Consider the following 12,875-nt stretch of genomic DNA (forward strand, 5'->3'; position numbering starts at 1 on the left):
GGCGAAACCGGTTTGACCGTTATCGGCTTCAACTTCCACGATCAGCGTGCCTAATACGTTGATGCCAAAGGATTGACGTGACTGCTCATACTGCTTGTATTTGCTCATTGGCGTGGCGACGTGGTCGTCAATCCAGTGATTGGCACCTTGATCGTGATAATCGCCGCCAGCAGCTGCTTTATCAGCGGTAGCGCCACCGGCAAAGTAGGCGCGGACAGTTTTAATTTTAGGTAGGGACATGCTCTTCTCCTGGTTACGAGGCGTGTTTTTCCGCCGGGCTACGCCAGCCCAGCAGACGGGAAATATCGCGGGCGCAGGCAATCACCTGACCAGCAAGGTAATCGCGTTTGTCGTCGTCAATCTCGAGTCGGGTACCCACCAGCGAAATGGCGGCAACTAACTGCTGGCGGGCATTCAAAATTGGCGCGGCAACGCAGCGCACATCGGGATAATCTTCACCGTTATCAAAGCTCCAGCCCTGACGGCGAATGCGTGCCAGCTCGGTGCGCAGCGCGTCGGCATTGCGCACCGAGGTTGGCGTCACCGCCACAAAGCGCATGTCGCTGATGATGCGTTCCTGCTCTTCAGGCCGTTGCCACGCCAGCAAACACTTGCCAATGCCCGAGCGATAGAGCGACAGACTTTTCCCTTCGTGCGAGCGCACGCTGATGGTGGCGGCAGATTCGAGTTTGAGGATGTAACAGGCGTGTCCGCCATCAAGGATGCCGAGATGGCACAGCAGATTGGTCTGCTGCATTAAACGTGTCAGACGTGGACGCGCGATATCGCGGATATCCATGTGCTGCAAGGCGTGACCGGCAAACTCCACCAGCCGCGTCCACAGGCAGTAATTGTTGTTGCGATCAATAGTAATCAGACGCTGTTTTTTCAGTTCAGCGAACAGCAGATAGGCGCTGCTTTTGGGCAGCGCCAGCGTTTCAATGATCTCGGCAGCGCTGCACGGTCCGTGCTGGGCAATAAAATCGAGAATCGCAATGGCGCGCGTCAGCGCGGGGACAGGCGTAATTTCCAACATGCTGAACTCCAGTCTGATGATCTGGAGCGCAGTGTTGTGGTTTTAACCTCTGAGAAGTGTGCGCCGCTTCAAATTACGTGGCGCACAGTGCGTTTGGCGGCAGCGCGTGTGCGGGAATGTGAATCGCGCCGCGCTGCAAGTACAGTCGGCTGTACTCGCAGCGCAGCATCAGGAAATCTAAGAGAAAATGTATTTGATCGCTGCAATGACCATCGTGGTGGCCATCACCATTAACAAACGCTTTATCCAGCGCATATCGGTTTTAAGCGTTGCAACATCCGCTTTGAGTTGTTTGACGTCAGCTTTTAGTTCGTCAATATCCTTAAGCACGCCACTTAACCGAAAATCGAGATCTTTGATAGCGCCATCCAGTTCCCGAATAGCACAACTTAACCGATCATCCAGCTCTTTTATTGCATCTGTAAGTCGAACATCTAGCTCTTTAATCGCACCAGTAAGTCGAACATCTAGCTCTTTAATCGCACCAGTAAGTCGAACATCCAGCTCTCTAATATCGCCACTGAGCCGATCATCTAGCTCTTTAATCGCACCAGTAAGCCGTAGATCAAGCTCTTTGATCGTGCCATTAAGTCGAACATCCAGTTCTTTGATACTCCCTGTAATGCCTTCTCCGGCCTTCATTAAATCGGCACGAGACAACGCATTGTCCTGCTGCATTTCGGTAAAGATCTCGACCATGGCTTCGGCTTGCTGATCGCTGACGCCGGCCAGCTGCAGTGCTTTAAAAGCTTTGTGTGTATTCATCATCGCGAGTGTCATCCGTGAAGCTCCTGAGTTGAGGTGAGGCGTAAGCCAACATCTTGCTCAGCGAGCGATTATTGCACCATGTGACTGTTGGTATTTTGCGCGGCATTGCGAAAAATATCAATTAGTACAACAAGTAACGTTCATGCGGATGCGGGGCATCTCGAAAAATTAGCGTCAGGATCTGCCGCGAAAGGTTTTGCGATATTGCAGCGGGGAGGTGTTGAGTTGCTTCTTAAAATGACGGCGCAGCATCAGCGGCGATGAGAAGCCCGCTTTCTCGGCAATCAGTTCTACTGGTTGATCGGTTTTCTCGAGAAAACGCTGCGCCAGAGCCAGGCGCTGATTCACTAACCACTCACTAAAACAGCCACCGGTGGTTTGGTTGAAGCGTCGGGTAAAACTGCGGCGGCTCATCAGCGCTTTTTCCGCCAGTTGCTCCAGCGTGAGCGCCTGCTGCAGGTTTTCTGTCGCCCAGCTTAGCGCCGACATAAAACGATCGTTGCCCGCCGAATGATAAACCGGCTGTTCAATATATTGCGCCTGCCCGCCCTGCCGATGCGGCGGCACCACCAGCATACGCGCCACGCTATTCGCTACATCGACACCGCACTGTTCGCGCACCAGATGCAGACAACAATCAATGCTCGCTGCCGTACCCGCCGAGGTGACGATTTGCCCTTCGTCGATGTACAACACGTCGCGGTCAATCGCCACATCCGGATAAAGCCGCTCAAAATCCGCCATCCAGCGCCAGTGCGTGGTGGCGCGGCGCTGGCATAATAAGCCGGCGGCACCTAATACGAATGCACCAAGGCACAAACCCACCACCTGCGCACCGCGCTGCGCCGCCTGCTGCAAGGCGTGCAGCAATTCTTCCGGTGGCAGCACATTAGGATCGCTCCAGCTTGGCACCACCACCATATCGACATCGGCCAGTTGATCTAAGCCGTGTTCGGCCAGAATGGAAAAGCCACTGTTGGTTTTTAACGGTCCGGGATGCGTGGCGCAGATCAGCAACTGGTAGCACAACGCGCCGTCGTCCTGAGCGGCTTTTTCAAACACCGCGCAGGGCACCGAAAGGTGGAAGGGAATGATGTCATCGAACACCACGATACCCACTTTGATGGGCGCTGCCGTGCCTGGCTTTTTTGGCGCAAATTGAACGTTATTTGTCATCCGTTGTACTCCTTCACTCACGGCGAAATCGCCATACTGCACCACATCGGAGGCCGCGCTGGCCTCTTCTCTCCGCTAAACCATCAAAGGATTATTACTCATGAAAAACATTTTCGCTTCAGGAACCTTAGCGCTGGCCATGGCGATTTCCGGCAATGCGTTCGCCGCCGAGACTAAGTCAGAAAAAGCATCAACCATCCGCACCATGAGCGGCGCCACCGCCACCACTTCACTAAACGCGAAGCAGACCGCGGTGATTGTCATCGATATCCAGAATGAATATTTCCCTGGCGGCAAGATGCCGATTCCTGATGGCATGCAGGCGCTGAACAACAGCAAACGTCTGGTGGCTTTCGCGCATAAACACAATATGCCAGTGTTCTTTGTGCAGCATTTGGGGGAGGCGAATGGCCCGCTGTTTGCCAAAGGCAGCCGTTTCGCCGAGTTCCACAAGGATTTGCAGCCGGCTAAAGGTGACCGCGTGATCAGCAAAGGCACACCAAGTTCATTTGTGGGCACTGATTTACAGAAACAGCTGGATGCGCTGGGTATCAAACAGCTGATTGTCACCGGTCTGATGACCCACATGTGCGTGTCATCCACCGCGCGTGATGCCGTGCCGCTGGGTTATTCGGTGATCATTCCGGAAGATGCCACCGCCACGCGTGATTTAGCCACCTGGGATAACAAAGTGGTCGATCACAAAGTGTTGCAGCAAGCCGCGCTGGCGGGTGTGGCAGATGTGTTCGCAGAAATTAAAACCACCGATCAGGTACTTGCGCTGCCAGTGCAATAATCACTGAACCGGCTGGCCAGGAAGCAATTTCTCAGACATCAAACGGCGGCAGGAGAGACTTTCCTGCCGCGCATGCTGCTGCTGTTGCGGCGACAAATCCTGCCAAACCGTTTGCAGATGCTCTGCCAGGCCCTGTTGGAAATGCACCTTCTGCAACGCGTAGTCGGAGTTACTGCCTTCAATAATCTGCTGCATATCCTGCGGAGCATTGCCGCGTCCATCGTGAGTCAGCGTACAGAACATGGCGATGTAATAACCTTTGTCCTCGTCGCTGTAATGCGGCATCAGCCACCAAACCACAGCACTGATGATGATCAGCAACGGCACAATGAATTTAAGTTTTAACATGAATGGTTTATCCGCTGGAAAAAGGAAACGCGCGATAGTAACAGCATTCGGCTGGCCGCACATATTTTGCCGGTCGCATCCATAACGTAACCAGTTAACTGTGATCAGCTTCCGAGCAATTCATTTTGCCCGTCAAAACAAGACAGGTCTTAAATAGCTCGACTAACAGGTCACTATAAGTTGCAAACCCTTTCGCAATAAATCGACCAGATACGATGAACCTGACTCAGCTGACGCTGGCTATCGGTGCACTTTGTAGCTTCGAGCCGTTATATGCTAAAGAGATAAAACCCTTTTCTTCAGACATTCCACCGCTTCCTGTAAACCCCCTTTCTCACTCATCAACCGAACCGGTTTTAGCGCCTTTATCCGAGCATCTCCATTCCGATTCGCTGTTGCATAACGCTAAACATGCAGCCGCTGACAGCTTAAAAATGGTGGGGAAATTTTTCGCACGAAACAGCTGGTATGATGATTTCAATCCGGCGGCCAATCGCCCGCATTTTCAGGGAAAGCTTGCCGGTAACAGACCCCACTTATTTTGGTTTTACCGTCTGCAGAGCTCAGTGATTGCTCCGCTTCCACCCGATCCGGATCTGATCGACCCCGTGCTCGATGGCAATCCACCTCCCCCGCCGCCACCCTTCGTGCCAAGACCTAAGCCACAAAACCCAGCTTATGCCGCTTTGCCTGCCGCACTCTTTGGTATGGATGAAAATCTGCAAGCACGCTTTATCTATGATGCACAACTTGCAGGCCGGGATGGTCGCCCTAACCTGTTCATTTCGGGTTTTAGCGTTGATGAGCGCTATCACAGCGAAACCAATCACAACCAAAGTGAAAACCGCTATTACGGCTGGCTGGTAGGTTTACGTGGATTGCTGACGGAAGATGAGCAACGACAGCTGACGCTGAGTGTGGCGATAAGTAAAGGTCACTTCACTCTGGAGCCCTCACAGTCCAGCGGCAACAGCCACGGGCAGGTTGATACTCAAGGTATCAATGCGATGTTGAGCTGGCAGCCGCAGCATGGCCTGCAACTGGCTCTGCCGATTGGGTTCGGTCATTATCGCGGCAACATAAGCAGTGATGAAAAAGATAAAGTGGCACAGGTAAAAGCCCGCAGCGCCAATATAGGTGTAGATGTTGGCTGGCGCTGGCAAGAAGGTTCACATGCTTTCACGCCGAGGTTGGGCACCACCATGCAATGGGCACGCATCAAGGATATTCATGACAACGACAATCTACATATTGGTTATTCGCAGCAAAAACAGCTGCAGTTCTCTGGCGGGATGAAATATGACTTCAGCCCGACAGATAGCCTGAAATTTGGCCTTGAAACACGCTATGTGCAGTACAGCGGCCATGCGGGCAATGTTGCGGTGGATAAAGATAATTTGCGCACAGGGCGTGGTGGCGAACACCTGGAGTTTAGCGGCGACGTTGGCTGGCAGCTGACTGAGAATGTTCAGCTTAATAGCCAGCTTAAGTGGCAACATCGCCTTAGTCAGGAAGGTGCCAGCAACTGGCAGACACAACTGGGTGTACAGATTGCCTTCTAAAGCGCCTGCGCGCACGCCCAGGCCGAGCTCCATGCCCACTGGAAGTTGTAACCGCCCAGCCAGCCGGTAACGTCCACCACTTCGCCGATAAAGAACAAGCCCGGCACATCGCGCGCTTCCATGGTTTTTGATGACAGCTGGGTGGTGTCAACGCCGCCCAGCGTCACTTCGGCGGTGCGATAACCTTCAGTGCCGTTCGGCTGCACGCGCCACTGATGCAGCGTGTTCACCAGTTCGCCCTGCTGCTTGCTGTTCAGCTGCTTCAGCGTGACGTCAGGAATCTGCTTCAGCTCCTGCAGCACCTCAACCAACCGTTTTGGCAGAATCTTCGCCAGGCTGTTTTTCAGGCTAAGGTTGGGATGCGCTTCGCGCTGCACATGAATGAAATCATCCAGCGAGGTGGCGGGTGATAAATCAATGGTGACGAATTCGCCTGGCTGCCAGTAACTGGAGATTTGCAGCACCGCAGGGCCCGATAAGCCGCGATGGGTAAATAGCATCGCCTCTTTAAATAAGGTGCCATCCTGCGCGGTGATGGTGGTTGGCAGCGCCACGCCTGACAGCGTGTTGAGCTGTTCCAGCAGTGGTTTATGCAGGGTGAACGGCACCAATGCCGCGCGTGTCGGGAACACTTTCAGGCCAAACTGTTCCGCCACTTTGTAGCCAAACGGCGTGGCGCCGAGGCCGGGCATCGAGAGCCCGCCGCTGGCGATCACCAGTTTTTCGGCCTGCACCGAAGTACCGTTCAGCTGTAAGGTATAGCCGCTGTCGTCGCGCTCGACGCTCAGCACTTCACTGCGCAGGCGCAACGTCACCTGACCGGCATCACACTCTTTCAACAGCAGATCGACAATCTGTTGCGCGGAGTCATCGCAGAATAATTGCCCCAGCGTTTTCTCGTGATACGCAATGCCGTGACGATTGACCAGATCGATGAAATCCCACTGGTTGTAACGCGCCAGCGCCGATTTGCAGAAATGCGGGTTATGCGAGAGGTACGCAGCGGGTTCGGTGTGCATATTGGTGAAGTTGCAGCGACCGCCACCCGACATCAAAATTTTGCGACCGGCTTTTTTGCCGTTATCCAGCAGCAATACGCGACGACCCAATTGTCCCGCCTGCGCCGCGCAGAACATGCCGGCTGCGCCTGCACCAATAATGATAACGTCAAACTTTTCCACTGCTTTTATCCGCCTTGCCCGAAAGGCGCTGATTGTAGGGATTTGCGGCTTTTAGCGCCAGCTTCAAAAAAATGCCGTAAATGTGTCATAATGTAACTCACTAATTTTTAGCCGTTTTCAGCTAAATCTATACGCTGCATTACAATTTTAAGACAATAAAGAGCTATATTTTTCTTTCATATCGCGCACGTTGTCGCAGATAATGCGCCGCGTTCATGTCCTCCCAAAATGGCGTAACGTTTATGCTACATCTGTTTGCTGGTCTCGACCTCAGTACCAGCCTGTTACTGATTCTTGCTCTGCTGTTTGTATTGTTTTACGAAGCAATCAACGGTTTTCACGACACTGCTAACGCGGTCGCGACTGTCATTTATACCCGTGCGATGCGGGCGCAACTGGCGGTTGTCATGGCGGGTGTTTTCAACTTCTTAGGTGTTTTGCTTGGTGGATTGAGCGTGGCGTACGCCATCGTTCACATGCTTCCGACCGATTTACTGTTGAATGTCGGTTCGGCCCACGGTCTCGCCATGGTCTTCTCCATGCTGCTGGCCGCGATTATCTGGAACCTCGGCACCTGGTATTTGGGTTTGCCCGCCTCCAGTTCTCACACATTGATTGGCGCTATCATCGGTATTGGTCTCACCAACGCCCTGATGACCGGCACCTCGGTGGTTGACGCGCTCAACCTGCCGAAAGTCATCAATATCTTCATGTCCCTGATTCTTTCACCGATTGTAGGTCTGGTGATTGCAGGCGGTCTGATCTTTATCCTGCGTCGCTACTGGAGCGGAACCACCAAACGTTCACGCATCCACATGACGCCTGCTGACCGTGAAAAGATTGATGGCAAGAAAAAGCCACCGTTCTGGACGCGCATTGCCCTGATCGTTTCCGCGATTGGCGTGAGCTACTCACACGGCGCTAACGATGGTCAGAAAGGTATTGGCCTGATTATGCTGGTGCTGATCGGCGTCGCGCCGGCGGGATTTGTGGTGAACCTGAATGCGTCAGGTTATGACATCACCCGCACCCGCGATGCCGTCAATCATCTGGAGCAGTATTATCAGCAGCACAACGAGTCGCTGACGCACATGATGCAGCTGGCGCCGCCTGTGGTGCCAACGCCGGATGAATCGCTTGGCGGTCCGCAGGAGTTCCATTGCGACAGCAGCCGTGCGCTGCAGGCCATCGATCGTGCGCAGCTGCTGCTTAACAACCTGCAGAGCTACGATCAGCTGACGGTTGATCAACGCAGCCAGATGCGTCGTCTGCTGCTGTGCGTTTCCGATACCGTGGATAAAGTGGCCAAGCTGCCGGAAACCAGCGCGGAAGATAAGCGCTTCCTCAACAAGCTGAAAAGCGATTTGCTGGGCACCGTTGAGTACGCTCCGATCTGGATTATTGTTGCTGTAGCGCTGGCGCTGGGCATCGGTACCATGATTGGCTGGCGTCGTGTTGCCACCACCATTGGTGAGAAAATCGGTAAGAAAGGCATGACTTACGCGCAAGGTATGTCGGCGCAGGTAACTGCTGCGGTATCGATTGGCGTGGCCAGTTACACCGGTATGCCAGTTTCAACCACGCACATTCTGTCATCGTCGGTGGCCGGTACCATGCTGGTTGATGGCGGTGGATTGCAGAGTCGCACCATCAAAAATATCGCTATGGCGTGGGTGTTCACCTTGCCGGTGTGTATTTTGCTGTCGGGTGCGCTCTACTGGATTGCACTGAAACTGATCTAAGCAAAGCGCAGAAATATTCGAGGGCGACAGCGATGTCGCCCTTTTTTATTGCCGTTTTTCATTGCCAGATTGCCATCGCAATCAAGCTCACCACCACCAAAAAACAGAGCCCGCTGGTCAGCACAAACTGCCCGCGCACACGCTCACAGCGGCGAATGAACTCGTCGTCATGATGATCGTGATAGCGCTTCTCCCAGATATAACGCACCAGCCGCACCTGCTTACTCGGCTGCCCGTGCGACGTGAAGAAACCCGCGCCATCCACATATTGATATAACAGCGGATCGCAACCGCGCAAAACGGCCAAAAGTGAGCGCAAAGAAGAGAAATAGCGCGCCATATTCACCAGACAAACCACACACAGAGCCCAAAAAAGCGCGATAGTGCTGATCATGTTCCCCTCCCGGCTGGAGCCGCAACGACGTCGAACGCAGCGGGGAATAGCTGTAGACGCCGCATGGGAAATAAACCAGCCACTGAATGATGTCGATTGCATTGTTGTTATGCGAACCTGAGTGCGCGACTCATACGGCAGTGGCACTTATTTTCAGTGTAGGAGATCTGTTCAATTTTTTTCCAGCGATGATTTTCGTTCAGGGCGAGTGAAAAAGCCGATAACGCTTGATCTTCCTCACATGCGAACTTTCGCTTGCAGCATTTGTTAACAACTCTGGCTATACTCAGGACATAACAAAAACCGCCTGCAAGGCTGAAAAATTGGTTGGTGGCGCTTCATCGCCGTCTCGCGCAAAGGAATCGCCTACCGTGAAAGCAGGAAGATTGCCCCGAATCTTGAGAAAGGAGTTTTATCATGGCTTATAAACACATCCTGATTGCAGTAGACCTTTCCCCGGAAAGCCAGTTGCTGGTTGATAAAGCCGTTTCGCTGGCCCGTCCTTATGATGCAAAAATCTCGCTGATCCACGTTGATGTGAACTATTCAGACCTGTATACCGGGCTGATTGACGTCAATCTGGGCGACATGCAGAAGCGTATTTCTGAAGAGACGCACACCGCGCTGAAAGAGCTGTCGATCAATGCCGGTTATCCGATCAGTGAAACCCTGAGCGGCAGCGGTGATCTTGGCCAGGTGCTGGTAGATGCGATTAAGAAATATGATGTGGATTTGGTGGTGTGTGGTCACCATCAGGACTTCTGGAGCAAGCTGATGTCATCGGCGCGCCAGTTGATTAACACCGTGCATATCGACATGTTAATTGTTCCGCTGCGCGACGAGGACGAAGAATAAAAATCAGGCCGGGTTACCGGCCTGATTTTTGTAGCGGCGCAATGTATTGCGCATTGTTTGCGTTATTACCCCTGCGGCGGATAAATATCAAAACGATGGCTTTTGGTCACCACCGCATCCTGCGTCACCACGCCCGCTAACGGCGGCGCATAATCCGGACGCTTCACCACAATGCGCTTTTTCGCCAGCCGACGCGCCGGTTCCAGCAACGCATCCGCATCGTCGTCCGCACCGACCAGCGACTGAAACACGCGCATCTCTTTCTTCACCATCGCGCTTTTCTGGCGATGTGGATACATCGGATCGAGATAAACCACATCCGGCGCGGGCGTGATATCGCTTAGCGCTTGCTGGCTGACGGCGTGCAGCAGCGTAAGTCGATCGCGCAGCCAACCGCCAATCTCCGCATCCTGATAGCCGCGACGCAAACCATCGTCCAGCAAGGCCGCGACCACCGGATGACGCTCCAGCATACGCACGCGACAGCCCAGCGCCGCCAGCACAAACGCATCGCGCCCCAAACCGGCCGTCGCATCAACCACGTCTGGCAGATAACCGCTTTTGATGCCGACCGCTTTCGCCACCGCTTCGCCACGACCGCCACCAAACTTGCGCCGATGCGCCATCGCGCCCGAAACGAAATCCACGAAAATGCCGCCGAGTTTCGGCTCATCCAGCTTACGCAGCTCAAGGTGCTCGGCGGTTAACACCAGCGCCATCGTTGCCTGATCGTCCTGCTGCAAACCCCAGCGCTCGGCTAAATGTAATAAGGCGCCGTCTCCGGCGCCTGTTTCATCGATTAAACCAATTTTCACAAGCCGGCTTATCCCTGAATTCCGTAGTGTTCCAGCATCGCATCGAGCTGCGGCTCACGGCCACGGAAGCGTTTGAACAGCTCCATTGGCTCTTCGGAACCGCCACGCGTCAGGATGTTATCGAGGAACGACTGACCAGTCTGACGGTTGAAAATGCCCTCTTCTTCGAAGCGCGAATAGGCATCGGCAGCCAGCACGTCGGCCCACAGATAGCTGTAATAACCCGCCGCATAACCGCCAGCAAACACGTGGCTGAAAGCGTGCGGGAAACGGCCCCATTCCGGGCTTGGCACCACGGCAACCTGCTTCTTCACTTCACGCAGGGTTTCGAGGATGCGCGCACCTTGCGCGGGATCGAACTCGGTATGCAGACGGAAATCGAACAGGCCGAACTCCAGCTGACGCAGAATAAATAGCGCCGCCTGATAATTTTTCGCCGCCAGCATTTTATCCAGCAGTTCCTTCGGCAGCGGTTCACCGGTTTCGTAGTGGCCGGAGATAAACGCCAGCGCTTCCGGCTCCCAGCACCAGTTCTCCATAAACTGGCTTGGCAGCTCGACGGCATCCCACGGCACACCGCTGATACCGGATACGCCCGGCGTTTCGATGCGCGTCAGCATATGGTGCAGACCGTGACCGAATTCATGGAACAGCGTGATCACTTCATCGTGCGTGAACAACGCCGGTTTGCCCTGCAGCGGACGATTAAAGTTACAGGTAAGATAGGCCACCGGCTTCTGCAGGCTGCCGTCGGCTTTACGCATCTGGCCGACGCAATCGTCCATCCACGCGCCGCCACGCTTGTGTTCGCGCGCATAGAGATCGAGATAGAAGCTGCCGCGCAGTTCGCCGCTTTCGTCGAACAGGTCGAAGAAGCGCACATCAGGATGGTAAACATCGACGTCTTTGCGCTCTTCAGCGGTGATGCCGTAAATGCGTTTAACCACCTCGAACAAGCCGCTCACCGCGCGCGCTTCCGGGAAGTACGGACGCAGCTGCTCATCGCTGATGGTGTAGAGATGCTGTTTCTGTTTCTCGCCGTAGTACGTCAGATCCCACGGATTCATCTCGTCGACGCCGTGCTCTTTTTTCGCGAAGGCACGCAGCTGAGCCAGCTCTTTCTCACCTTGTGGACGAGCGCGTTTCGCCAGATCGGTCAGGAAGTCGATCACCTGCGCCGGATTTTCCGCCATTTTGGTCGCCAGCGATTTGTCAGCGTAAGAGTCAAAGCCCAGCAGCTGTGCCAGTTCATGGCGTAGCGCCAACTCTTCCGCCATCACCGGACCGTTGTCCCATTTGCCAGCATTTGGGCCCTGTTCGGAAGCACGCGTTGAATACGCGCGATACAGCTCTTCACGCAGTGCGGCGTTGTCGCAGTAAGTCATGACCGGCAGATAGCTTGGGATATCCAGCGTCAGCAGCCAACCTTGCTGCTCTTTGGCTTCGGCCTGTGCTTTGGCGGCGGCCAGCGCACTTTCCGGCATACCGGCCAGCTCTGCTTCATCGGTCACCAGCTTGCTCCAGCCCATGGTGGCGTCGAGCACGTTGTTGCTGTAGGTCGAACCCAGTTCAGAAAGACGCGCCGCGATTTCGCCGTAGCGCTTCTGCTTCTCTTTATCGAGGCCAATCCCGGACAGCTCAAAATCACGCAGGCTGTTATCCACCGCTTTCTTCTGCGCGGTATCCAGCGCCGCGTAGCTATCGCCCTCTTTCAGGTTGCGATACGCCTGATACAAACCTTCATTCTGGCCAACCCAGGTGCTGTATTCAGACAGCAGCGGCAGCGTTTGCTCGTAAGCTTCACGCAGTTCTGGGCTGTTTTTCACCGAGTTCAGATGGCTGACCGGCGAGAACAGGCGACCTAAGCGATCGTCGACTTCAGCCAGCGGCTGCACCAGATTTTCCCAGGTATAAGGCGCGCCTTGTGCCACAACGCGTTCCACCGCTGCGCGGCAGTCATTTAGCGCTTCGGTAACCGCAGGAACCACATGTTCAGGTTTGATGGCAGAAAACGGAGGCAGCGAAAAAGGCGTGAGTAACGGATTGGTCATAAGCGCAGTCCTTTCATGATGAAGTAGTGGCGCGAACTTTCGCGCGACGCATTTTACTAACATGCGGCTTGATGGCATGAAAATCAATGCCACTAAGCCTGGACCAACGAAGAAAAGCCCGCCAGAAGGCGGGCTGAAGATTATTTAATCG

12 protein-coding genes and 1 pseudogene are annotated in these 12,875 nt (G+C 54.2%); 4 read left to right on the forward strand and 9 right to left on the reverse strand.

Annotation, left to right across the window (positions count from 1 at the left end):
• The 4 genes and pseudogenes from RTY00_RS09060 to RTY00_RS09075 form a co-directional block, all read right to left on the reverse strand.
• Positions 1–240 (reverse strand): annotated as a pseudogene (locus RTY00_RS09060) (L-rhamnonate dehydratase); the annotation flags it as partial.
• 13 nt (positions 241–253) lie between these two features.
• On the reverse strand, positions 254–1,036 hold the full coding sequence (locus RTY00_RS09065) for an IclR family transcriptional regulator (protein ID WP_312664182.1): 783 nt from the start codon (positions 1,034–1,036) through the stop codon (positions 254–256).
• A gap of 177 nt (positions 1,037–1,213) precedes the next feature.
• A complete protein-coding gene (locus RTY00_RS09070) occupies positions 1,214–1,816 on the reverse strand; it encodes a DUF1640 domain-containing protein (RefSeq protein WP_312664183.1) in 603 nt (200 codons plus the stop codon).
• 162 nt (positions 1,817–1,978) lie between these two features.
• Positions 1,979–2,980, reverse strand: coding sequence for a GlxA family transcriptional regulator (locus RTY00_RS09075; protein WP_312664184.1), 1,002 nt, complete (start codon positions 2,978–2,980; stop codon positions 1,979–1,981).
• Positions 2,981–3,080: 100 nt separating this feature from the next.
• Between RTY00_RS09075 and RTY00_RS09080 the strand changes: the two genes are divergently transcribed.
• Positions 3,081–3,776, forward strand: coding sequence for an isochorismatase family cysteine hydrolase (locus tag RTY00_RS09080; RefSeq protein ID WP_312664185.1), 696 nt, complete (start codon positions 3,081–3,083; stop codon positions 3,774–3,776).
• Here RTY00_RS09080 and RTY00_RS09085 read toward each other — a convergent pair whose 3' ends face one another.
• A complete protein-coding gene (locus tag RTY00_RS09085; RefSeq protein ID WP_312664186.1) occupies positions 3,777–4,124 on the reverse strand; it encodes a hypothetical protein in 348 nt (115 codons plus the stop codon).
• Positions 4,125–4,339: 215 nt separating this feature from the next.
• Between RTY00_RS09085 and RTY00_RS09090 the strand changes: the two genes are divergently transcribed.
• Complete coding sequence (locus tag RTY00_RS09090; protein ID WP_312664187.1) at positions 4,340–5,686, forward strand: autotransporter outer membrane beta-barrel domain-containing protein; 1,347 nt, start codon at positions 4,340–4,342, stop codon at positions 5,684–5,686.
• Here the strand turns inward: RTY00_RS09090 and RTY00_RS09095 are convergent.
• Entirely contained in the window at positions 5,683–6,867 is a 1,185-nt protein-coding gene (locus RTY00_RS09095) for an NAD(P)/FAD-dependent oxidoreductase (protein WP_312664188.1), read from the reverse strand. The two genes, RTY00_RS09090 and RTY00_RS09095, sit on opposite strands and share 4 nt — an antisense overlap.
• Before the next feature lie 242 nt (positions 6,868–7,109).
• On the opposite strand from RTY00_RS09095, the gene pitA reads away from it, so the two are divergent.
• Positions 7,110–8,609 carry an inorganic phosphate transporter PitA gene (pitA, locus tag RTY00_RS09100; RefSeq protein WP_139221449.1) on the forward strand — a complete coding sequence of 500 codons (1,500 nt, stop codon included), beginning with the start codon at positions 7,110–7,112 and terminating at the stop codon, positions 8,607–8,609.
• A gap of 58 nt (positions 8,610–8,667) precedes the next feature.
• Here the strand turns inward: pitA and uspB are convergent, their stop codons facing one another.
• Positions 8,668–9,003, reverse strand: coding sequence for a universal stress protein UspB (gene uspB, locus RTY00_RS09105; protein ID WP_008108136.1), 336 nt, complete (start codon positions 9,001–9,003; stop codon positions 8,668–8,670).
• A 417-nt stretch (positions 9,004–9,420) separates the two neighbouring features.
• Between uspB and uspA the strand changes: the two genes are divergently transcribed.
• Positions 9,421–9,858 carry a universal stress protein UspA gene (gene uspA / locus RTY00_RS09110; protein ID WP_007889892.1) on the forward strand — a complete coding sequence of 146 codons (438 nt, stop codon included), beginning with the start codon at positions 9,421–9,423 and terminating at the stop codon, positions 9,856–9,858.
• 65 nt (positions 9,859–9,923) lie between these two features.
• Here the strand turns inward: uspA and rsmJ are convergent, their stop codons facing one another.
• Positions 9,924–10,673: a 16S rRNA (guanine(1516)-N(2))-methyltransferase RsmJ gene (rsmJ, locus tag RTY00_RS09115; RefSeq protein ID WP_312664190.1), complete on the reverse strand. Its 750-nt coding sequence runs from the start codon at positions 10,671–10,673 to the stop codon at positions 9,924–9,926.
• An 8-nt stretch (positions 10,674–10,681) separates the two neighbouring features.
• A complete protein-coding gene (gene prlC, locus RTY00_RS09120; RefSeq protein ID WP_312664191.1) occupies positions 10,682–12,724 on the reverse strand; it encodes an oligopeptidase A in 2,043 nt (680 codons plus the stop codon).
• Positions 12,725–12,875 lie beyond the last annotated feature (151 nt).

It is taken from the genome of Pantoea sp. CTOTU49201, assembly GCF_032054795.1.
Taxonomy (GTDB): Bacteria; Pseudomonadota; Gammaproteobacteria; order Enterobacterales; family Enterobacteriaceae; genus Pantoea; species Pantoea symbiotica.

What these genes read in the sequence shown, in the direction of transcription:
- RTY00_RS09065 (WP_312664182.1), bottom strand. Translation starts at nt 1,036, where the DNA reads ATGTTGGAAATTACGCCTGTCCCCGCGCTGACGCGCGCCATTGCGATT.
- RTY00_RS09070 (WP_312664183.1), bottom strand. Translation starts at nt 1,816, where the DNA reads ATGACACTCGCGATGATGAATACACACAAAGCTTTTAAAGCACTGCAG.
- RTY00_RS09075 (WP_312664184.1), bottom strand. Translation starts at nt 2,980, where the DNA reads ATGACAAATAACGTTCAATTTGCGCCAAAAAAGCCAGGCACGGCAGCG.
- RTY00_RS09080 (WP_312664185.1), top strand. Translation starts at nt 3,081, where the DNA reads ATGAAAAACATTTTCGCTTCAGGAACCTTAGCGCTGGCCATGGCGATT.
- RTY00_RS09085 (WP_312664186.1), bottom strand. Translation starts at nt 4,124, where the DNA reads ATGTTAAAACTTAAATTCATTGTGCCGTTGCTGATCATCATCAGTGCT.
- RTY00_RS09090 (WP_312664187.1), top strand. Translation starts at nt 4,340, where the DNA reads ATGAACCTGACTCAGCTGACGCTGGCTATCGGTGCACTTTGTAGCTTC.
- pitA (WP_139221449.1), top strand. Translation starts at nt 7,110, where the DNA reads ATGCTACATCTGTTTGCTGGTCTCGACCTCAGTACCAGCCTGTTACTG.
- uspB (WP_008108136.1), bottom strand. Translation starts at nt 9,003, where the DNA reads ATGATCAGCACTATCGCGCTTTTTTGGGCTCTGTGTGTGGTTTGTCTG.
- uspA (WP_007889892.1), top strand. Translation starts at nt 9,421, where the DNA reads ATGGCTTATAAACACATCCTGATTGCAGTAGACCTTTCCCCGGAAAGC.
- prlC (WP_312664191.1), bottom strand. Translation starts at nt 12,724, where the DNA reads ATGACCAATCCGTTACTCACGCCTTTTTCGCTGCCTCCGTTTTCTGCC.